This window comes from Furfurilactobacillus curtus (assembly GCF_054657915.1).
The window spans coordinates 1,415,819-1,437,673 of record NZ_BAAHXU010000001.1 but is presented as its reverse complement, the minus strand read 5'-3'; the positions used below and the strand labels follow the sequence as shown (position 1 = coordinate 1,437,673).

Genomic DNA, 21,855 nt, shown 5'->3' with positions numbered 1-21,855 from the left:
GTTACTTTTAAAATCGTTTACCTTAGGAGGATAAACATGGGTATTTTAGATCGTATGGCACTCACCGATAAGAAAATTTATGTTACCGGTGGCGCTCAAGGCCTAGGTAAAGCCATGGCAACTGGGTTAGCTGAAGCAGGTGCTGATGTCGCTATTGTTGATATCAACGGTGACAAGGCGCAAGCAACAGCGACTGAAATTGCTGATGCAACTGGCCGTAAAGCAATTGCGGTGAAAGCCGACGTCACGGACCCTGATGAAGTTCAGGGCATGGTTGACACGGTTGTTTCACAATTAGGCGGTTTAGACGCGGCCTTTAACAACGCCGGGATGTGTTTAAATATTCCTGCCGAAGAAATGTCGTATCAAGACTGGTTAAAAGTCGTTAACTTGAACTTAAATGCTGTCTTCCTTTGCTCAACAGCTGCTGGTCGCTACATGATTAAGCAAGGTAAAGGCTCAATTGTTAATACGGCTTCAATGTCAGCACACATTGTTAACCGTCCACAACCACAAGTCTCTTACAACGCAACTAAAGCGGGTGTTATTCAAATGTCTAAATCACTCGCCATTGAATGGGCTAAAAAAGGCGTGCGGGTTAACACCATCAGTCCTGGTTACATGGGAACTGATCTAACCTTGAGTTCACCTGATCTCAAGCCACTAATCAAGACGTGGAATGACTGGGCACCATTAGGTCGTTTAGGTCGTCCAGATGAATTGCAAGGAATTGCCGTTTATCTAGCTGGCGACACTAGCAGCTTCTCAACTGGGGATGACTATCTGGTTGACGGTGCCTTCACTGCTTGGTAAACCTAAGTTAATCGTTACTGAGGCGAGTTATTGCGGCTGCAATAATCCGCCTCTGTCTATCCTTAACAGTCAGAAAGGACGTCAACCCATGAATTATTTAATTGGGACTGATATTGGAACCTCAGGGACTAAAAGTATCTTAATGGATACGGAAGGCCACTTGATTGCACAAGATTTGGAAGAATACGATGTCTTAACTCCTAAACCACTTTGGGCTGAACAATGGCCTGATGTTTGGGTTAAAGGAGTAAAGGATTCGATCCGCGCCGTCGTTAAGGCAGCTAAGTTAAACCCTGAAGATATCAAAGGCATTGGGATTAGCGGTTTGTATGGGGGCTCCGGTGTGCCACTTGACGAGCATATGAAACCCGTTCGTCCGGATCTAATCTGGATGGATCGTCGTGCGCAAGCCGAAACAGACTGGGTAAAGTCACACATTAGCCCAGAACGTTTAACAGAAATCACCGGTAATGATGTTGCCGACCCTTACTACGGCTACACAAAAATTCTCTGGATTAAGAATCACGAACCAGAAAATTGGCAAAAAATTCGTTTATTCTTGCCGCCGAATAACTACGCAATTTATGAATTAACCGGTCAAATTTCAATCGACCATTCGGCCGCCGGTAATCTAGGTGGGTTGTATGACATTAATACCAACACTTGGTCACAAGAAATGTTGGATGCCATGGGAATTCCCGCCAGCATGATGCCTGATTCAATCGTTGACTCAACCACCATCGTCGGTGGTCTCACTGCTGAAGCAGCTGCTGATCTGGGCTTAAAACCTGGCACACCAATCGTTCCCGGTGGTGTTGATGTTGGGGCCGCTAACATTGGCATGGGCGTCTTCGAACCTGGTCGTTACGTGGCCGCGATTGGTTCTTCAATGAACGCTGCGCTAGTGAGTGAAACACCGATTAAAGGTCAAGGACTGATCGTTTGGCCGTATCCTTATGATTCCAAGCATCTCGTCTATAACTTCTCCGGTTCAGCAACCGCTGGTGCTATTACGAAGTGGTTCCGCGACAATTTAGGTGAAAAAGAAGTCCAAGATCAAGCAGCCGGTGGTGTAAACGCCTATGTCGCATTGGATGAGCTTTCAAAAGACATTTCCGTCGGTAGCGATGGTTTAATCGTTCTCCCTTACTTCATGGGTGAACGCGCACCTGTATGGAATTCGGATGCTAAGGGATTAATCTTTGGTCTCTCACTTGTTCATACCAAAGCTCACTTATATCATGCTTTCCAAGAAGCCGTTTGCTATGCCTTACGTCACAGTATTGAAAGTACCGGTCGCGATCTAGGTGACTATATCGTCATTGCAGGTGGCGTAACTAATTCCAAACGGTGGGTCCAGATGTTTGCCGATATCACTGGCTACGCGGTTCGCACCCCCATTGAAGATGCTGAAGCCAACTTAGGCGATGTTATGTTGGCTGGTCTAGGCACGGATACCCTAACCGTCGATGACGTGCAAAAATGGCAAGTTCTTGGCCCCAAGGTTGAACCAGACCCTAAACGTCACGAAGCTTACAATAAATATTATGAATTGTATCGCAAGCTGTATCAAGATCTCGAAGGCGACATGCACACGCTGACTGAGATCACGACTGAAACAGATGCTTTGCTGAAACCACAATCGGTTAATTAGTTGTTGTCTAGGTCAAATAGCTTTCGCACACATTCCTAGTTGACCTAGTTAAGACATAAATTTTAATCAATCCAGCTTAAAAACACACCCGTTATCGGTAAACTTTCACCGATAACGGGTGTGTTCGTTCTTTTAGTGGTTTAATAAAGCTAATAACTACACTTCTTTCAGGAGGTCAGACAAGCAGTGGTTAAACAAGGTCACTACGCAAAAAGTAGTCGGCAAAAGCGATTACGTCATTTAAACCAGCGCCTTACCAAACAAAATAGTCGTACAATTCCCGATACCCAACTGAGTGACTTTCTGACGGTGCGTTGGCACTTAACTCAGCACCAGCCAGACGTCATCGAACAGACGATGCTGCATTTCTTACGCACCTGGCTTGAACAAGCTGCTCAACAATCAACCTTACCTTGGAATCTAACGGTGGCAGCCAAAGCAACCTTAGCCCAATTTAACCGCGATGTTCCTTGGCAATTCTACTTGGTGTTAGATCAGCAATGGTCGCATTTTCAATCATTCATCCAAAAGGAGCTCCCCGCTGTACCGCTAAGCGATCGCCGTCGAGTGTCCCAATTACTCACGGAGCCTCAATGGCACCAACAATTAGCTCAACAATTGGCCGTTAATAACTTATTATTGCTATTTAATGGTGACCAACACCGCCTGGCAAATGTGACTCAAGCACAAATCGAACAATTAACCACCAGCTTACTAGCTGATGATCAGGTGAATTGGTCACAAGTGGCAGCGCTGTTTGCTGGGACGCCGTTTAGCATCCCAGTTGATGCCGATGCAGAGAGCAAAAGTTGGCTTAAATCGTTGATGGCACTAGCTAGTTAATCTTTTGCCAACACCAGATGAGCGAACTGTTCTCCACTCATCCACGGAAAGACTTGCTTAATCGCAGTTGTATCAAACGTTTGTGCTAAATCGTTAAACGTCATCTTCGTCCCCACTAATTGACCCTCGGCCGTCGATAAATCTGCCACTTCAGTGAAAAAATCGCCAAAAATCATCGCCTGTGTAAGCCGTTCCTGTTCTACCTCGAAATTAATGGCGACGGTTCCCTGATCATAATGATGGCGCACATAATTGCTAAAGTGCGGTTGCCGCCCATAGTTCCATAAATCGTTGCCGTACCGTTCAGCTTTAATCGCCATAATCTGTGCCCACTGTTCATCAGTAAAACTAATAGTTGGGATTGGATCGCCGAGTTTCACGTGAAACACTTGTGCGAGGAACCGTTGCCGAAAGCCATCCGCACTTAAATCCTGTTGAGTAGCCGGTAATAACGACTTAATGTCGGTGATCCGGCTCGCTACTGAATGAAAACCTTTTGATTCAAACTTTGAACGCAATGGCGTCAACAATTGACTCGCCATTGTCGGATTAGCTTTGAAAATAATCGTGCCACCAACACCGAAACGTTGTCCGATTTGAAAACCAGCCATCCCGGACACTTTTCGTTCAGCGATCGTCACATCGTTTCGGCCGGTTAACGCCACATTTGGTAAGCCAAGGTCGGTTAATGTTTGAATGAGTGGCTGTGCATAATGGGCAAAATTCAATCTAAAGCCCATACTAGCCACCTCCACAATATTAAAAGTATACACAAAACTACCTTCGTCCATATAGACGGCCCCGCCACCTGATGAACGTCGGATCAGTTCGACACCGGCATCGCGCAAAGCGGTTAAATTCACTTCCGTGTAAGCGTCCTGCAGGCGACCAATGACCACCACCGGGCGATTAGTCGCTAACAGCAACGTATCTTCACTAAAAGGATTTTGCTGTGCTAAATAAGAAGTAATTGCCTCGACATCTGCGGCACTAGTTACAGCTTTACCTTGATACGTCAAATCGATTAACTTCATGGCCCACCCTCACCTTCGTTGACAATTTCCACTAACCATCACCTTTATTGTAAGCCAATCCGTGAACATCCCGCATTTAATTGATGTCACACGATGATCATAAGGAACAAAATATGTTAGCAAACGAACTACAGCTTTGGCATTTTTTAAACCACGGTTTATCGTCGGCGTCCCCCACTGCAATGACCATTACCCAGTAAAACATTGGCATCTAGGAGCAAGATCAGCGAATGGTCAAATTTAACCTTGCTCTTCGCTGGGTGAACCCTATCAGCCCATCGCGTGGTTTAAAAACAGGCTCTTGATGTCCCCATAGTCATGTCATCTCTAAATGGGCAAATAACCGTTACCAAAATGGCAGTCAGTTTTTACTGTCCAATCCTGACAACCCATCCATCAAGCTGAGCGGCAACAGCTTGAACAATGCTTTGCTATCATCGCTAATTTTTTAGCCGGACAACTAAACGAAATCAACTACGAAAAAATCTGAACGATCAATTTGATCTAAGCCGGATATTGCTTCAAAAAGGCACGAATCACACGCCAAACTGCCGGATCTTCGGTTGATAATCCTACCGGTAAATACTGTTGTAAATCTTGTTGAATAAACCCTTCATTCAACCGGAACCATTCATCCTCATCGACCGCATCCTGAAATGTATTGTGATAATATGGATCGTCAATATTTAATAACGCATCGCGAATGATTGTTTTTTGTTGATCTGAAAGCGTCATGATAACCCCCTGTGTGTTTGATGACATCATTCTCTTTGAAGATATACTAACATCGTTTACCTTGTCATGACAAAAGAACTCAGAGCGCAGTCAGCCGTTTTGAGCCTGAGCACTAGCAAGTTGGCAGTGATTGGTGGGCTTTACCAATTGCTGGCAACAGGCTAGGCACAAGGATCAGGCTGGTGGAGCTCGACACTCAGGGCAACTAATGAGTAGTAAATTTTAACCGCAGCAAGCGCATGGCATTTGCGATTACGACCAAAATACTCAGTTCATGTACGAGCATGCCACTGGCCATGTTGATTTTGCCCAAGCTCAGGCCAATCATCAATAGCACAACCGTGCCAATGGCGATCACGATGTTTTCAGTGGTATTTAATACCGTTCGTTTAGATAAATATTGCGCGTCGGCTAATTTACTAAACTTGCCATCCGTCAACACGACGTCAGATGTTTCAATCGCTGTATCGGCGCCACTTCCCATCGCGATCCCAACATTAGCTAACGTCAACGCTGGGCTATCATTAATGCCGTCACCAACGAAAATGGTTTGGTGCCCAGCCGTTGTTTGAGCAGTGAGGTAAGCCGCCTTTTGTTCGGGCAACATCTGCGCTTGAACATTGTCGATGCCTAACTGATCGGCAACTGTCTGCGCCATCACTTGATCATCACCAGTCACCATTGTGAGCTTGCGAATACTCCGGCGTTTTAATAAACGTAATGTTGCGGCAACGTCAGGCCGAACAGCATCTTTAATCCCCAGTAACACCATCAGTTGTTGATCAACAAGCGTCAAAACAACTGTCTCGCCTTGTTCGCGCATGCGTGCTAAATCATGTCGTTGTTGGGGCGTTAACTTCACCTGGTCAGTAAGAATCCGCGGGCTGCCGACGACAATGGTCTGGCCCTCAAACTCCGCGGTAATGCCGACACCGGCAACCGTTGTGACTGATAAGGGTTGTTTAGGAACCTTGATCCCTCGTTTGTTGACATCGTTTAAAATCGCTTGGGCCAGTGGATGTGTCGTTTGTGCTTCCATCGCCGCCAATAAACCTAACCAACGATCATCTTCACCATAGAAACGCCGATCGACAACGTCGGGATGACCAATTGTTAAGGTACCCGTCTTATCAAACAAAGCAGTATCCACTTTAGCAAGGGCATTCATAACCGTACCGCCCTTCAACAAGATGCCTGCTTGCGCGCCACGGCCAATGCCAGCAACATTAGATACCGGTGCACCAATCACTAAAGCACCAGGACAAGCTAAGACTAAAATCGTAATCGCCAAACGAAGATCACGAAAAATCACGAAAACGAAGATCGCAATAATCAGCACCAATGGCGTGTAATATTGCGCAAATCGATCGATAAAGCGAGCCACCGGCGCTTTGGTGTCCTGTGCTTCTTCGACCAATTCGATGATCTTACTAAACGTTGAGTCCTCACCAGACTTCGTCGCCGTCATGGTGAATGCCGTTTGCTCATTCATAGTCCCCATGTACACAAGATCCCCAACGTGTTTAACAGCTGATACAGATTCACCGGTGATCATCGCCTCGTTAATGGCCGTTGTCCCTGTTGAAACAGCCCCATCAACTGGCACTTGATCACCTGGACGGACCAGCAGCTGATCGCCTGGGTCAATCTCATCTACTTCAACTGTCTCTGTCTCGCCATCAGCCACTAGTTTTACAGCTGTCGTAGGCGCCATTTGCGTCAGCGATTTTATCGCTCGTCGCGTTTTATTAAGCGTTCGCTGTTCCAAATAGGTACCGAACACAAATAGAAAGGTGACCATGGCGGCTTCTTCCAGTTCTCCGATCAAGAAAGCGCCGACGACCGCAATACTCACAAGTAATTCCATGCTAATGGTTCGCGCTTGCAGTGCACCGATCGCTTTTAATCCTGTGGGTAATCCTGCAACAATACTAGTCACGATAAATAAAACGGCGGTTAACTGCGCCATGTGCAAGATATACTGACTAATTAAGCCGGCGATTAACGTAACTGCTGCAATGGCCGTCAGAGTCGTCCAATTTTGGTTCATCCACCGTTGAACTTTACTCATGATCGTCATCCTCATCTTCATCCCCGACCAAACCAGCTAATCCCCACCGCCCTAGGCGTGCTTTCAACTGCTGTCTAGTTGAAATTAATTGCCGTTGCACAGTCAACAAGGTGTGTTCAAGTAACGGCTGTTCATCGCGCTGCGCTAATTTCACACCACGATCGATAAACATTAATTGCGTCTGCAAATCGGCCACTAGTTGCTCAAACATTGCTTGTACTGCAAGATATTTGTCCTCACCATGAGTTTCAACCATGGCGTATTCACTTAATTCAGCGAGCGCCGAAGCTGGCTTACCACCCTCAGCCAGCACGGCTTGGCCCAAGGAATCAATTTGCTGTTCAGCCACAGTATGAATGTTGCTTAAAAATTTTTGGGCAGCTAAAACATTTTTCCCAGTGATATACCAACCAAATTGCCGAATTTTCAATGATTCCATTACCAGATTGGCGATAATGTGGTCAGTCATCGCGGCGGCTGTCGGATGGTGGTGATCATAATTAGCTTGTGTTTGTTCTGTCCGATACAAATCTCCAATTGATGCCATGGTCTGCCTCCTATGCTGATACCTTTACCCCTTTAACGTCGTAACCAAGTCGTTCAATCGGCTCGGTTAAGCTCGCCTCAGAGACGCTACTATCCGTCGTAACTTTGACTTTACTAGCATTGAAGAGCACCTTGACCGTTTCAACGCCGGTCACACGGCCAACCGCTTTTTCAATTTTTGTTAAACAACTGGGACAGGTTAATGCATCTAATGCCACGACCATTTTCATGTTAATGATCCCCCTTTTATTTGAATGATTTAAGCATAAGGGCTGGTGGCAAGCCACAACTTGACGAGGATCAAGTTGTGACAATTTTTAAGACCCTTTCAACCCAACAAATTCAATTAATCGATCAGATCGTTCATCATCACCACTTTGCGACTGGCGATTTTCTCTATCAAGAAGGCGATCCAACGACGGCATTGACAATTGTTGCCAGTGGTCAAGCCAAAGCCTTCCAAACAACCGTGGCAGGTAAAGAACATCTCCTTTACTTGTTACAAGCTGGCGATATTGATGGTGAAGCAGCCCTCTTTAGCGACGACAAGCACTATTCAGTCTCTGCCCAAGCGCTGACGCCAACAGCCGTTTGCTCAATTGAACGCCGTGAATTTCAGAACCTCTTACTAAAATACCCGCCGATCAATCTCCAAGTTTTAAAAGCTTTGGGGCACAAACTGCTAGGCGTTGAAACACGAGCAACCAAGGCGAATACAGCCTCCGTTGCTGACCGACTAGTAGACTATCTCATTGAAACAGCGGCCTCATTAGATACCAATCAATTTCAGTTACCGCTCAAGCAAAAAGACTTAGCGACTTTTATTGGCACCACCCCAGAGACAGTCAGCCGTTTGCCGGCCCGACTCGCTAAAGCTGGCGCTATTAGTCGCCCGAAAACTAACCAAATCAAAATTATCGACGCAGATAAATTGTTGTTAGAATAATCGGCCAATCACTTGATCCAAAACTAGCCATTTATTCCCCAGGAAATAAACCCCGGCCTAAAATTTTAAATGAGTCCAAAAAAAGAGCATCGCTGAAACGATGCTCTTTTTGCATTCAAATGAGTCTTATTTAATAACTTGGGCTAGTGCCGCGGCAACCTTTGCCTTGTCTGCTTCAACCAAGGCAACACGGCTCGCGATCACATTCGTATCCATTGTGATTTCACGGGTTAAGCCAGGTGTCGGCAATTTTGGTTCGAAAAAGGCCTTAAATTCAGCCAATCGAGCTGGTGTATGGAACACACCGGCAATGACCGTAATGTACGTCGAAAACTCCATGTCACCGCCTACAGTATCTTCAAGCCATTGCCAATCTTGCCGAATCCAATCCCACGCTGCCTGTTCGCCGGCCTGGTTTGCCAAAACGCCGCGGAACCAACCGCGCAAATCCTGAGGCTTGATCGTATCAGCATCTTCAAAATGACTGATAAGTGCCTCAACCAGTGTCTGATCCCTAGTGCTGGTCAATGCAGACATCAGGTCAAGCTTGTAACTTGCATCTGGTGTCGACTTGTAAGCCGCTAGCAATTGATCAAAGAGCGCTGAGGAACCGAAATGCTGGACTTCATTTCTTAAAATATAAACACGCGTATCAGCTGGTAAGTTGGCAAGATCGCTTTGATGACTGCTAAACAAATCATGAGCAGCACTAATCGCCGTTTGATCTTCGGCATAGAGCGCCGCGTTTAACACGTATGGTCGGGTTAACTGGTCATCGTTTGATTCATTCGCCACTGGTAACCAGCCCAAACGCTTAACTTGGTCAGCGCTCAATTGGTCGAAGAGCGTCTTTAACGAGCGTTCTTCAACTGAATCAGGTGTCACAAATTTTTTGAGGTTATTGGCAACCGTGTATAAAGCCGCGTTTACCACCGCTGAATGACTAGTCGCAAACTGAGTTAATAACGGAATCACCTCGGCGTAAGAGAGCTGTTGCCCTTCCGCCAGTAAACGCAGATTTTGAAGTAAGGCCAACTGATCAATCGCTGGAAGCGTCTCAACGTTAGCTAAAATATCTTTCATCAACGTATCATCATATTTGACGATAAAATGTGAACTATTCCCTAAGTTCAACCGGAAAGGCACGTTGGCTGTCGCCCGCAATGATTGGTAGTCGCCTAAGACAAGCTGTTGATCGCTCATAATCGTCGGCGCGGCTTCATAGTTACTATTAAGTGGAATCTGCCATTGCCGCCCAACTTCTTGGCCATCGCCAATAAAGAATTGTTGTTGTGATAACGTTAACTGGCCATCAATAACGCTAGCGGTAACCACGGGATAACCAGGTTGTTCCAGCCATGAATTCATAATTGACCCGATATCCATTCCCGAAGCTTTACCCAAGGCAGCCCATAAATCAGCCCCTGTTGCATTGCCAAAATGATGAGCGGCAAAATAGTTCTTCAAGCCAACACGTAACGCATCGTCGCCGACTAGTGCCCGCATCATCACAAGCATCCGCGCCCCTTTTGCGTAAACGATGGCGGCATCAAAGAGCGCATCAATTTCAGCTGGATTATTAACCTGCACGTGGACGGATTGAACGCCATCCGTTGCATCACGTTGTAGCGCAGCGGGTACATCCGATGTTTGGAACATTTCCCAGACATGCCAGTCCGGTTCCAAATGATCCACTGCGACATATTCCATCATGTTAGCAAAACTTTCATTCAACCATAGATCATCCCACCACTGCATCGTCACTAAATCACCAAACCATTGGTGAGCCAATTCGTGGGCAATGACCGTCGCCACTAATTGTTTCATATCCAACGCGGTGTTTTCAGGATCAAGCAATAAGTATGCTTCTCGGTAGGTCACTAACCCCCAGTTTTCCATCGCACCAGCCGAAAAATCAGGCAGTGCCAATTGCCAGGAATGTGGTAACGGATAAGGCGTTTGATAAAAGTCTTCGTAGAATTCAATCGAACGTTTGGCGATATCAAGCGCAAAATCCAATTCATGTGGTTGATGCGCTTTAGTGGCAAACACGCCAACTTGAACACCACTCTTAGTGGTCGTCTGTTTACTTTGCAAATCACCAAAGGCAAAGGCCACTAGATAAGTCGACATTTTAACTGTCTCATCAAAGTAGTGAACACCATTTTCAACGTGATTTTCTGGCATATTGCTCAAGACAATTTCGCCCGGTTGCTCATCAAACTTAATTGCCAAAGCAAAGGTTGCCTTGGCTTCTGGTTCATCAATTGACGGAAATGCTTGGCGCGCGAATGTCGTTTCAAACTGAGTCCCAATAATCTGCTTCTTAACGCCATCTACTTCGTAATAAGATGGGTAAATACCCATCATTGAATCAGTCAATTTAGCCGTATAATCGATGGTTAAGGTTACATCACCGTTGCTAGGCAACGTGATCCGAATCGCTTCATTTTCGTCATCCACAGTGAACGGAACGGTTTGCCCATCTGCTTGGACTTGACTAATTGCTAGTCCTTTTTGATGAACATTGATCGCTGTCGTAGTCGCCTGACCCGTAATTTTGGTCTGTCCACTAAATGACTTAGTCTCTCGATTGATATCTAGGTAAATATCATAATGCGATGGTTGAAATGCTTGATAAAAACGCGCTAACTCTGCCATAGAATTCTCCTCGTTTTATTAGATTAAAGCCATTATACGCTAAAAAAGGCTAACCTTAAGAATTAACAACTAAATGTCATGACAAACTTTAACGTAAGGGCTGGTCCTTACGAAGACGTCCCGTGTTACGGCGCACCAATAAGAAATTAATCAGCACTAAAATCGACGTTGAAATGAACACCCCAGGATAACCGGCAAAATTGGTGACGGTTGATCCAATCAAGGGACCGATGACGTTACCGGTCGCTTGAAAGCTTTGATTCCAACTAAAGACCTGTCCCATCGTATCCGGAGATGAATACTTGGCCATGATCGTTTGAACACTCGGAATTAATGCTGCATCTGAAATGCCAATCAATAACCGCAATCCACCTAATTCCCAAACATTGCGGACGAATGCCATAGGAAGAAAGACCAACATGGAAAAAAGCAACCCAACCGTTAAAATCCAGTGAGTACCGATTCGATCCCCTAAGGCACCAAAACGGGGCGCAGCAATGATGGTTGCCACACCATTGATTGCTTCAATGACACCAGCTGCGATTGCCACGTGACCACCGCCATGCATTAATTGCTTGACGTATAAACTCAAAATCGGCTCAATTGAGTTGTTCGAAGCCTGGATAATAAGCGTCGTGATAAACATTCCCAAAATAATCCGCCGATTATCGAGGGTTTTAAAAAAGTTTCCCCGTTGCTGCAACTGTGCCTTAGTCACCGGAACAAAATGTTCCTTAACAAAAAACAGAACCAAAAAGAACGCCGCTAGCATCATAATCCCAGTCACCGCAAAGGTATACCGATAGCCGACAAAGTCAGCAATAACCCCACCGACTAATGGACCAATTAATGTGCCAGAAACATTACCCGTTGTTAATGTACCTAAAGCTTGCCCGCTCTTTTCTCGCGGGACCGATGTGGCAATTAAGGCGTTAGCATTACTGATAAAACCAGAAAAAGCACCTTGTAACAATCGTAATCCGATTAGTTCATACACATTAGTGACAAAACCAATCGATCCAATAACCACCGCCATCCCCAAGGAAGCGCGTAGCAGCATTAATTTACGTCCATGTGTGTCAGCCAGGCGTCCCCATAACGGAGACACCAGTGCCTTTACAATAAATGGTGCGGCAAAAGCAATGCCGCTCCAAAAAGCATTTTGTCCATTGGTGAAATGGCCTAATGTCCCGATGTATAACGCGATAAAAGGACCAATACTGCTAAAACCAATGCCCACCATGAAATTGCCAAACCATAGGACACGCAAATTACTGCGCCACTCAGCAACTGGGGTTATGTTCGATCCATTCATTTGCTGCCTCCCCAGCTCATTGAGTTCGATTGTCTCAGCTCAGGACAACTCCTCATCGAAGCATATGCCCACCCTGGCTCAGCCAACTTTACTCTAATTTTTCCGCCAAGCTAACTTAAATTAAGCCGGCCAATTCTAACAAAGGACGATTATAACACCGGACGTCAAATAGCACTTTGGTCCTGAGCAAAACTTAAATCAGTCGTTATTTTAGCTCATCAGCCGATCGTTTCACGTGAAACATTAATGATGAACATAAAAAATGGATCTTGCTAAATAACGCAAGATCCAAGGCAAATTCGGTTATATTGCTGTCTCATGGCTAGCCAACTGGCGAACACGCTGGTCAATGCCATCACGTACGTTTCGAAAAATGGCCATGATTTGATCATCAGTACCTGTCGCCTGTGCTGGATCAATAAAGTCCCAATGCTCATGTTTAACTGATGCTGGCAATCTTGGACATCGATCACGAGCATCACCACACAATGTCACAACCAAATCGCATTGCTGTAAATAAGCTAAATCGATCCGCTTGGAAACTGCGTGCGAAATGTCAATATCTCGCTCAGCCATGACTTGAACCGCGCGTGGATTTAAACCATGCACCTCGATGCCTGCGCTGTCCACGCGCCACTTGGGCAAATATTGATGAGCGAAGCCTTCTGCCATTTGACTCCGACAAGAATTGCCTGTACATAGAAAGTAAACTTGTGGCATATAATCTCGCCTCCGGTTTCATGTTCAATTTACTTAATCATGAGCGTGTAACCATTGATCTAACACCTGAATAAAGGCGTCATGCTGATCTAATAAGGCTAAGTGACGGCTATTAGCAAATAAATGCCATTTAGCGTTAGGAATATGATCGGCCACTGACTTCGCAATTAGCGGTGTACATAAATCATCCGTGCCACTAGTCACTAGCGTTGGCGCCTGAATTTTAGCCAACTGATCGGTTAATTCAAAATCACTAATCGTACCATTCTCTGTAAACTCATTGGGTCCTTCAGCAATTAAGCTTGCCCGTTGACCATTCGTCGGTCGGCGTAACGGTTCAGGTGAATTTTCATCAGGATCATCCCAACAATAACGTTCCATATAACGATCATTTGCTGCTAAATATTTAGGCTCTGTGAAATCACCTGTTCGTTCCGCTTCGGCAATGGCTTGACGATCTTCATAACTCAGATAAGAAATGAGCCGATGTTGTTCTTGAGTCCATAGTTTAATCGAAGCCGGTGAATCATCAATCATCACACTTTTGACACCATCCGGATTAAATTGCGTCAAATAGTACATTTCAAGCATGCCACCCCATGATTGATCCAGCAAATGAACCTGATCAAGGTGCAGGTACTCACGCAAAGCAATTAATTCCGCCACCCACGTTTCTTTCACATAGATCGCAGGATCTTCTGGCAAAGAAGATTTTCCGCAACCGATCTGATCATACATGATTAATTGACGCCCCGTTTTAGCGTAATCGTCTAGTAATTCAAAGTAGTTATGCGATGACCCTGTCCCACCATGAATTAACAGCAAGGGTGCTAACCCCGCTTGCCTTTCGCCGACGATTCGATAATAGGTTTGATAGCCTCTAAATGGCATGTATCCTTCAACAATTTTCATCATTTTCTGCCTCACTTACTTAACCAGCCCGTCTAACACAAATTCAACTTACATTTTGGTTTGATAGGGATAGTGCGCCATGTTGGGAACTTGATCCCAATCTACTGGGTAACCAGCCCCATGCGCACAAAAAACAGAGTCTGGTGTGTTAGGTAGATCGGCCTTAGGATCGTAACGACGATCAAACACCACCTGGTCTGCTGCCTGACACGATTGATACCCAGCCACTGAACATTCAAATTCACCTTGACCACGGGTGTAACCTTGAACTTCTTTAGCATAATCTTGCATATTGGCCACCGGTGCCGCACCAGTCAATATCCTTCCATTACTCCTGGCCAAAGGCGTATCAAAATGACCATGCATGCGTTCAATATCCGTCATTGCCCGCCCAATTTGATCTTCTGGCACCACTAATCGAAATGAATACCAAGGCTCCAGCAAATCGCAATCACCATTGGCTCGAAGCATCATCAAGCCTTGCCGCACCGCTCGCCAGGCTGCTTGGCGAAAATCACCGCCAACGGAGTGAACATTGCTGGCTCGGCCACCAATTAGTGTGATTTTAACATCCGTCAAAGGCGCACCGATTAAAACCCCAACATGTTCCTTCGAACGTAAGGCCGTCAGCACCTGATGTTGCCAATTTTTATCCAAAACTTCCAATGAACAATTTGAAGCAAAGATCAGGCCACTTCCTGCCGGTAAAGGTTCTAACCGTAAATGAACTTCCGCATAGTGACGTAGTGGCTCAAAGTGCCCCACGCCCTCTACCGCTCGCGTAATCGTCTCACGATACATGATCTGTCCTTGCGTAAAAATCACCGGTAAATGGATCATTTCTTGCAACCGCTCTTGCAAAATTTCTAACTGAACTTGCCCCATGATCTGCACCCGAAGTTCTTGCAGTTCACTCGACCAAGTCACATGCAGGTTGGCATCTTCATCAGCCAATTGGTTTAAAGCTGGCAAATAAACATGGGGATCTCGCTCCTGTAGATCAATCGCATAAGTCATCACCGGTTGAATGACCATTTTGGCTGCGTCATGACTGTCACCTAATCCTTGACCTGGATAGCTCTGTGTTAACCCAGTTACAGCGACTACTTCACCGGCCTTAGCTTCTTGAATAGTGGTGAATTTTGCGCCATTATATCGGCGCAATTGATTGGCTTTCTCATCAGGTAATAACAGCTGTTTGGCTGACAAGGTGCCACCGGTGACACGAATCCAAGAGAGCCGTTCGCCCTGTACATCGTGAGAAACTTTAAAAACACGTGCACTAAATTTTGGTTGAGGTTCACGCTCCTGCGTCCAATCATTTAAACCAGTCAACAATTCATCAAGACCCGTCAATTTTAGTGCTGAGCCAAAATAGCAAGGAAAGATTTTCCGCTGTTGAATCAGCTGTCTAACCTGTTGGTCACTCAAAGTTTCGTTCGCCAAATAGTCAGCTAACACAGTTTCGTCCTGAACCGCTATTTCTTCTCTGATTGCTACTGATAAAGGTGTGGTAAATGCCACACACCCGGCTGACAAGTTCGTTTTCAATGTGGCTAATAATGCATCTGCATCGACACCGGGTGCATCCATTTTATTGATGAAGATAAAGGTTGGCACATGATAGCGGTCAAGCAGTCGCCACAAAGTTCGCGTATGTCCTTGAATCCCCTCAGTCGCTGAAATAACTAATACGGCATAATCCAAAACGGACAGCACCTGCTCTGTTTGGGCAGCAAAATCAACATGTCCCGGTGTATCTAGCAAGGTTAGGCTTAAATTTTGAAATGCTAAACTGGCTTGATGAGTATTGATTGTAATACCGCGCCGTTTCTCTAATGCATCTGGATCTAAAAAGGCGCTTCCTTTATCCACACGACCGAGAGCTCTTATTTCGCCAGCTCGATAAAGTAACCCTTCTGACAAGGTTGTTTTACCTGCATCAACATGGGCCACAATCCCGGCCACAATTTTCTTCATGCGCATTTCTCCTCAAACCACAACTGACTTACTATCTATTAGTCATCATACACGGATTCTTCGTTTATTCCCCGGGAAATTTAAACTGCTTAAAAAAAGCTACCCGATCAGGGTCACTTTCCATACCCCATCTAAGTAGCTTTTTCACAGTTCTTTCACTTAACTTGTGCTAAGGCAGTGTCGATTGATTCACCACCACTAGCCATTTCGATCACACGCTTAATTGTTTGATCATACGTTGGTAACGTGGCTAAGACCGCCGCAACATCGGCAATTGGATTGGTGGTTGCCGATAATTTTCCAATCGAAATTTTCCCTGTCCCTGTCGTTTCAGTCAACGTGGCTGGCTGTAAAATCGTGTAATCTAAAGTAGTCTGATTAACTAAATAATTATCTGCAAAAAACTTTGCGACATTGTAATCCATGATATTAGCTAAACCACCTTCGTGCCATTTATCAGGTTCTAAGGCATGTAGCGAACTAAGCATGATGTATCGTTTAATCCCGTTTTTCTCCGCTGCCTGCATTGTCTTGACTGCCCCAAACGCATCCGTTTGCAGTAAATCTTGACCTCGTGAACCAGCGGTGAAATAGACGACATCCACCTGGCCGATCACTTCGGCAATATCGTTCATGTCTGCCTGTAAATCTAACTTCACAGCGGTGACCAACTCATTTTCCCTTAACACCACGTTTTCCGGATGTCGGGCTCCCGCGATAACCTCATGTCCATCGGCAACTAGATTTTGAATTAATGCAGACGCCACCCGTCCAGTTCCACCAGCAATAAATATTTTCATAATTCGTTATCCTTTCAATTACTTAGTACTACTACACCAATCGATGAACTTCATTCAGATAAGTGAGCTTTAACAACCAACGTGTCGATGCTTCAATGCCGCCACTATAAACCTTTTTCAGCTAACTCACTTTCTTATGCATAATGAACCACATTACCCATACAAGTCTAGTCATCTGCATTGTGATTAACTAGGCAGCTTCATATTGGCCCTTTATCGCTTCCTGATGCCACTGTTTTTGCCTTCAGTTGACGAATAAAACTGATAAAATAATGCCATCAATACATGTGGGAGTCGCCTAACTTATGAAACTTATTATTTCGCCAGCCAAGAAAATGGTTATCAATACCGATGACTTTACACCCCGTAGCACACCAACCTTTCTAGTTGAAGCACGACAGTTACACAAGCAACTTCAATCATTATCTTACGCTGAATTAAAGGCATTGTGGCATTGCAGTGACAACGTGGCTCAGACCAACTACCACTTATTACAGCAAGCCGATTTGGACCAAGCCTTAACACCAGCCATCATGGCTTTCTCTGGCATTCAATACCAATATATGGCCCCCGACTTGTTCACGGCACCGGCATTATCTTATATCCAAACGCACCTACGAATTTTATCTGGACTATACGGTATTTTACGACCCTTTGATGGTGTCATTCCATATCGATTAGAGATGCAAGCCCCGCTACAGACGGCACAAACACATAATCTATACGATTTTTGGGGCGATCGCTTATACACCGCTCTGCAACCCGCGTCAGAGCCCATTATTAATCTTGCTTCCAATGAATATGCCAAGTCAATTCGGCCCTATTTACGCCCTACCGACCAACTGGTGGATATTAAGTTTGCTCATCTAGTTGATGGTAAATTGAAAACACGGGCTACTTTAGCCAAAATGGCACGTGGATCAATGGTGCGTTTTATCGCGGAAAATCAACTGGAAACCATCGCTGATTTGACGACTTTTAATGATCCAAATTATCAATACGATCCCGTAAGATCCACCGATTCAACATTAGTCTTTATTGCCACCAAAGGCAATTAACAAGCGGACCAACTTGCTATCGCAGCTGGGACTTCTGTGGTACCTCCCATGTTGTGCAGGGCACGGCGTCACCCATGGTCGATAGCTTGCCAATGTTCACGCCAATGACTTGTTTTTTAGTTTGTGCTTGGATTGCTTTAATGGCAGGTCGATCCTCTTCTAAACCAAATTGAAGCACGGCCACCTAGCCTGGCACTATTTCGCTGGCTGATTGTACTAAATTACCCTTCCCCAAAACCAAATACGCCTTAGCTCACCACCATTCAAAAATGCCGGGTTGAAGAAGTCTTAAGACTTCTCCAACCCGGCTATTCGTTTCTAACAAACATTACCGATCAATACCGACTTTTAACCACAATAATCATCGCTGAGTTCTACGGGCAACGTCACTTTGATGTAACCGGACGGGTTCGTTTTAACACAAAATTTCCCGTCGCTAACGCCAAGCTAATGCCGACCCCTAGGGGAAGAAACGCCGAATAATTCAAATGGCACACCTCAAAGACCATAAATAACGCCATTAATGGTGCTTGCTGTGAAGTGGCCAGCAAGGACGCCGCGCCAATGACCGCATACTGCCAGATTTGAATACCAGGAATAAATAAACTAGCGATAAAACCGACTAACATCCCTAAAACGGCTCCTAAAGAAATCGATGGCGTTAATGTCCCGCCTGAGGCCCCTGACTTAAGGGTAAACACAGTGACAAAAGCTTTTGCTACCGCCCCCACTAACAAAAGGCTTGTCATCGCGCTAGTTTGACTATGAAAAGCAGCTTCAGCCAATGCCCGACCATTCCCCATAATTTGTGGAAAATACATCGCAATCAACCCGGTCACCAGACTGATCACTGGCAATTGCCACAGGATTCGTTGCTTAGTCGCCCGTGTCCGCCCGGCCCACTGAAAGGCCTGGCGAAAATAGGCACCAGTAATCCCGCAGAGTGGCGCCAAAATGATCACCACCGGCAATGATGCCACGGTAAACTTTGTGCGACCGACTAAGTAATATGGACCAAACCCACGCAATAACGATCCCATCAACATAGCAACTGTCGACATGGTTAAACTAACCACTACGGTTCGTTTAGTCACCTTTTTCAATAAAATTTCTACGCAAAAGAGCATCCCCGTTATGGGGGCGATGTAAATGCCGGCGAATCCAGCACCAGCAGCGGAAGCAATTAATAGTTGTCGATCATCTTCGCTCACTTGAATGTGTCGAAACTTTTTTAGCCCATCGATCCAGGTCTGTGCGATCAACGCCCCTAATTGACGAGGTGCGACTTCTCGACCAACCGGTGCGCCAGTGGCGACGTAAAAGATCTGAGTAAAAACATCAACGAGTGTTGCCGGAATTGGCATCCGTTTACCAGCAACGCCATCACTAATCCCTACGACTGGTTTAAAATGAACACTACTATACCACCACAATATTGTGGCAATCCCACCACCCAACACGAGTGAAATCAACCGATGTACAGGCGAGATGAAGATTGCCGCTGGATAAAGTGCGTTTTCCTCAAAGCTCAAAAAAACATGTTCAATGAGATCTAAAAAAGAACCCAATGTTAAGGCACCAATGCCAATTAGCAGCCCTAATCCTAAGGTCGAAATGGCGATGATGCCTTGTTCTCGTTGTTTATTCATTCGTACAGGTACTTCCTTTCACCATCGCCTAATCAGGCCTTGAGGATAATAGACCAAACAAGCACAAACTTTCTAAAATAGAATACCACGCCATCTAATCTACATCACCAAAAGCATCATACAGATTAATGATGCTTGATAACTCGTTAACCCACTCATTTTACTTGACCGCCAACTTGGCAATCATGTTCAACGTCGATACTGAAGATATAGCGTCGTGAAACGACCATCACTATTTTGCTCCCACGGCTTCGGCCGGCCAGCAAAATGTAACACCACCGTATTAGCCATCACCCACTGTAAATCATGATCGCCACGGCTGCGCAACTGATAGGTCATAAATTTGCGCGTGTCATAATTCCATATTTCCTCTGGTACCTCTAAAATATGGGATCCGTATAAAAAGTTTAATACATCTTGATCTGGTAAAAGTAGCTGGCCACGGTATCGGTCAATCGCCTGTTGAATGTCTACGGCCTTAATTATTTTTCGTGTTTGACCCAAATCCATCAGTAAGAGACCCGTATTAAAATATTTTGTTGCCGTGTTTAAGCGCAAATTATTGAGCGGCGTAACGGCGTCAATTAATCCGGCATGCGCTGCAGCTGCCATCATGGCAGTGCCAAGATCCAGTTGCCACAATTTTGTTAAGTCATTAATAATCAACGTGTCTGGATCAAGATAAATGACCCGTGTGACTGATTGTGGCAACAAGTCGCCTGCCAATAAACGAAAGTACATCTCCTGTGGATAGTTATGAATCGTGTCAATCGCTTGTGTGCCGAACACCTGATCAACTTTAATGGCTGAAAATGTCCAACCTAAATGATTAACGAACCGCGATAGTTGCGTTAATTCATTTTTGGTAATCGATTGATGTAATAACCACACGTGGCAAGTGATATCCGAATTATTATCAGCTAAAGAAAGTAAGGCGGTCTTGAGTGGTAGCAGATACTGTGCATTCAGTGTGACTAATAAATTAATTTCCATCATGATTATCCTTCAAGTCGCTTTATCAATATGAGCATCAGTCATTGTTAACCATGTCCTAGCGTTTGATACTGCCCGATGTCATGTTAAAAGGCGGCCGTGAAAACCGCCAAATCGGTTAGTTGCTGAAAACCAGTTTTCCCATAAAATTTTTGCGCACCACTATGCGGACGAGTCATCAACATCATCGAATGGATGTCTTGTTTAACTAGCGCGCTTTGAATCTCGTTGATCAGCTGTTGCCCGAGTCCCTGTTGTTGATAATTTGGCGCAATAAAAAATTCTTCAATTTCAATATAGTATATTCAAATCCTTCATACCATGGTTTGATAAAGCCATAACTCACTGCAATGACGTGCTGGTTCTCAATCCCTAAGTAGCTCATAAAATAGTTATTGGCGACATGCTTTCTAAGCATCGCGGCCACCCGTGCTACATCAAAATTTTCTAACCATGGCGCTTGTGAAAACACTTGGACGTATAGTTGAACGATTTCATCAAAATAACGTGGTTCATACTTGATCACTTTCATTTACGGCCTCTTTACACTTCATTATCGAGATAACTTAGACCATTTAACTACACTTCATCTGATTTCTCCAGACGTTTCACGTGAAACAAGTTAATTTGAAACAAAAAAAGCATCCGCCATTGTGCCGATGCATTTACTAGCCTACTGTGAGATTCAAGGAATCGGTATTTAGTCAAAATCATACTGAGAGGACTTAACTATGTTAACTGACACTTTAATTGTTATCGATTTACAGAATGGCATTATTGGTAATCATCCTGATCTACCAGCCTTTTTGACTAGAATTAACCAACGCATCGTTGAATATCGAAAGGCTGAAAAACCAATTCTATTTATTCAACACAACGATCAAGAAATTAAATATGGCACCATCGCTTGGCAATTAATCACTGGATTAGACCGCCAGCAAACAGACATCGTGATTGAGAAATGTCATCCCAATGCTTTCCTAAAAACGGACCTTCTCTTTCAAAAAAAATTGATTAAATTCATTATACTGGCCATTTCCAGCTACTCACCAAACCATGATTATTGATACTCTCGACGCTTCAGTCGCTGAATGCTCACCATCGGCATCGCCACATTCCATACAT

General features: G+C 45.0%; 21 protein-coding genes. 6 read left to right on the top strand and 15 right to left on the bottom strand.

Annotation, left to right across the window (positions count from 1 at the left end; genetic code table 11):
• Nucleotides 1–36: 36 nt before the first annotated feature.
• The 3 genes from ACYQ0Y_RS06785 to ACYQ0Y_RS06775 all read left to right on the top strand — a co-directional run bounded on the left by ACYQ0Y_RS06785 (nt 37) and on the right by ACYQ0Y_RS06775 (nt 3,310).
• Nucleotides 37–813 carry an SDR family oxidoreductase gene (locus ACYQ0Y_RS06785; protein ID WP_407882680.1) on the top strand — a complete coding sequence of 259 codons (777 nt, stop codon included), beginning with the start codon at nt 37–39 and terminating at the stop codon, nt 811–813.
• 88 nt (nt 814–901) lie between these two features.
• Nucleotides 902–2,467 (top strand): FGGY-family carbohydrate kinase, encoded by a 1,566-nt coding sequence (locus ACYQ0Y_RS06780; RefSeq protein WP_407882679.1) that lies wholly within the window; start codon nt 902–904, stop codon nt 2,465–2,467.
• 186 nt (nt 2,468–2,653) lie between these two features.
• On the top strand, nt 2,654–3,310 hold the full coding sequence (locus ACYQ0Y_RS06775; protein WP_407882678.1) for a hypothetical protein: 657 nt from the start codon (nt 2,654–2,656) through the stop codon (nt 3,308–3,310).
• On the opposite strand, the gene ACYQ0Y_RS06770 is transcribed toward ACYQ0Y_RS06775, so the two are convergent.
• The 5 genes from ACYQ0Y_RS06770 to ACYQ0Y_RS06750 form a co-directional block, all read right to left on the bottom strand.
• Nucleotides 3,307–4,344, bottom strand: a complete 1,038-nt coding sequence (locus ACYQ0Y_RS06770; RefSeq protein WP_407882677.1) for a lipoate--protein ligase — start codon at nt 4,342–4,344, stop codon at nt 3,307–3,309. The genes ACYQ0Y_RS06775 and ACYQ0Y_RS06770 overlap by 4 nt on opposite strands.
• Nucleotides 4,345–4,848: 504 nt before the next feature.
• Nucleotides 4,849–5,079, bottom strand: coding sequence for a hypothetical protein (locus ACYQ0Y_RS06765; RefSeq protein WP_407882676.1), 231 nt, complete (start codon nt 5,077–5,079; stop codon nt 4,849–4,851).
• Nucleotides 5,080–5,284: 205 nt separating this feature from the next.
• A complete protein-coding gene (locus tag ACYQ0Y_RS06760) occupies nt 5,285–7,150 on the bottom strand; it encodes a heavy metal translocating P-type ATPase (RefSeq protein ID WP_459935467.1) in 1,866 nt (621 codons plus the stop codon).
• Complete coding sequence (locus ACYQ0Y_RS06755) at nt 7,143–7,697, bottom strand: ferritin-like domain-containing protein (protein ID WP_407882674.1); 555 nt, start codon at nt 7,695–7,697, stop codon at nt 7,143–7,145. The genes ACYQ0Y_RS06760 and ACYQ0Y_RS06755 overlap by 8 nt, the downstream gene beginning before the upstream one ends.
• Nucleotides 7,698–7,707: 10 nt before the next feature.
• Nucleotides 7,708–7,926 (bottom strand): heavy-metal-associated domain-containing protein, encoded by a 219-nt coding sequence (locus ACYQ0Y_RS06750; protein WP_407882673.1) that lies wholly within the window; start codon nt 7,924–7,926, stop codon nt 7,708–7,710.
• A gap of 77 nt (nt 7,927–8,003) precedes the next feature.
• On the opposite strand from ACYQ0Y_RS06750, the gene ACYQ0Y_RS06745 reads away from it, so the two are divergent.
• Nucleotides 8,004–8,642, top strand: coding sequence for a Crp/Fnr family transcriptional regulator (locus ACYQ0Y_RS06745; RefSeq protein ID WP_407882672.1), 639 nt, complete (start codon nt 8,004–8,006; stop codon nt 8,640–8,642).
• A 126-nt stretch (nt 8,643–8,768) separates the two neighbouring features.
• Here ACYQ0Y_RS06745 and ACYQ0Y_RS06740 read toward each other — a convergent pair whose 3' ends face one another.
• The 6 genes from ACYQ0Y_RS06740 to ACYQ0Y_RS06715 form a co-directional block, all read right to left on the bottom strand.
• Complete coding sequence (locus tag ACYQ0Y_RS06740; protein WP_407882671.1) at nt 8,769–11,303, bottom strand: M1 family metallopeptidase; 2,535 nt, start codon at nt 11,301–11,303, stop codon at nt 8,769–8,771.
• 88 nt (nt 11,304–11,391) lie between these two features.
• A complete protein-coding gene (locus tag ACYQ0Y_RS06735; RefSeq protein ID WP_407882670.1) occupies nt 11,392–12,618 on the bottom strand; it encodes a multidrug efflux MFS transporter in 1,227 nt (408 codons plus the stop codon).
• Nucleotides 12,619–12,921: 303 nt separating this feature from the next.
• Complete coding sequence (arsC, locus tag ACYQ0Y_RS06730) at nt 12,922–13,338, bottom strand: arsenate reductase (thioredoxin) (protein WP_407882669.1); 417 nt, start codon at nt 13,336–13,338, stop codon at nt 12,922–12,924.
• 33 nt (nt 13,339–13,371) lie between these two features.
• Entirely contained in the window at nt 13,372–14,250 is an 879-nt protein-coding gene (gene pepI, locus ACYQ0Y_RS06725) for a proline iminopeptidase (protein WP_407883440.1), read from the bottom strand.
• 48 nt (nt 14,251–14,298) lie between these two features.
• The gene (locus ACYQ0Y_RS06720) at nt 14,299–16,230 is read right to left on the bottom strand and encodes a GTP-binding protein (RefSeq protein WP_407882668.1); all 1,932 of its coding nucleotides are present in this window, start codon (nt 16,228–16,230) and stop codon (nt 14,299–14,301) included.
• A gap of 155 nt (nt 16,231–16,385) precedes the next feature.
• On the bottom strand, nt 16,386–17,033 hold the full coding sequence (locus ACYQ0Y_RS06715) for an NAD(P)H-binding protein (RefSeq protein WP_407883438.1): 648 nt from the start codon (nt 17,031–17,033) through the stop codon (nt 16,386–16,388).
• Between the two features lie 302 nt (nt 17,034–17,335).
• Here ACYQ0Y_RS06715 and yaaA point away from each other — a divergent pair, with 302 nt between their 5' ends.
• Entirely contained in the window at nt 17,336–18,088 is a 753-nt protein-coding gene (gene yaaA, locus ACYQ0Y_RS06710; RefSeq protein ID WP_407882667.1) for a peroxide stress protein YaaA, read from the top strand.
• A 386-nt stretch (nt 18,089–18,474) separates the two neighbouring features.
• Here yaaA and ACYQ0Y_RS06705 read toward each other — a convergent pair whose 3' ends face one another.
• From ACYQ0Y_RS06705 to ACYQ0Y_RS06690, 4 genes are all read right to left on the bottom strand, one after another.
• The gene (locus ACYQ0Y_RS06705) at nt 18,475–19,737 is read right to left on the bottom strand and encodes a chloride channel protein (RefSeq protein WP_407882666.1); all 1,263 of its coding nucleotides are present in this window, start codon (nt 19,735–19,737) and stop codon (nt 18,475–18,477) included.
• Nucleotides 19,738–19,926: 189 nt separating this feature from the next.
• Nucleotides 19,927–20,733 (bottom strand): glycosyltransferase family 8 protein, encoded by an 807-nt coding sequence (locus ACYQ0Y_RS06700; RefSeq protein WP_407882665.1) that lies wholly within the window; start codon nt 20,731–20,733, stop codon nt 19,927–19,929.
• Nucleotides 20,734–20,816: 83 nt separating this feature from the next.
• Nucleotides 20,817–21,005, bottom strand: coding sequence for a GNAT family N-acetyltransferase (locus tag ACYQ0Y_RS06695; protein WP_407883436.1), 189 nt, complete (start codon nt 21,003–21,005; stop codon nt 20,817–20,819).
• Nucleotides 20,963–21,262 carry a hypothetical protein gene (locus ACYQ0Y_RS06690; protein ID WP_407882664.1) on the bottom strand — a complete coding sequence of 100 codons (300 nt, stop codon included), beginning with the start codon at nt 21,260–21,262 and terminating at the stop codon, nt 20,963–20,965. The genes ACYQ0Y_RS06695 and ACYQ0Y_RS06690 overlap by 43 nt, the downstream gene beginning before the upstream one ends.
• Nucleotides 21,263–21,461: 199 nt before the next feature.
• Here ACYQ0Y_RS06690 and ACYQ0Y_RS06685 point away from each other — a divergent pair, with 199 nt between their 5' ends.
• The gene (locus ACYQ0Y_RS06685) at nt 21,462–21,797 is read left to right on the top strand and encodes an isochorismatase family protein (protein ID WP_407882663.1); all 336 of its coding nucleotides are present in this window, start codon (nt 21,462–21,464) and stop codon (nt 21,795–21,797) included.
• Nucleotides 21,798–21,855 lie beyond the last annotated feature (58 nt).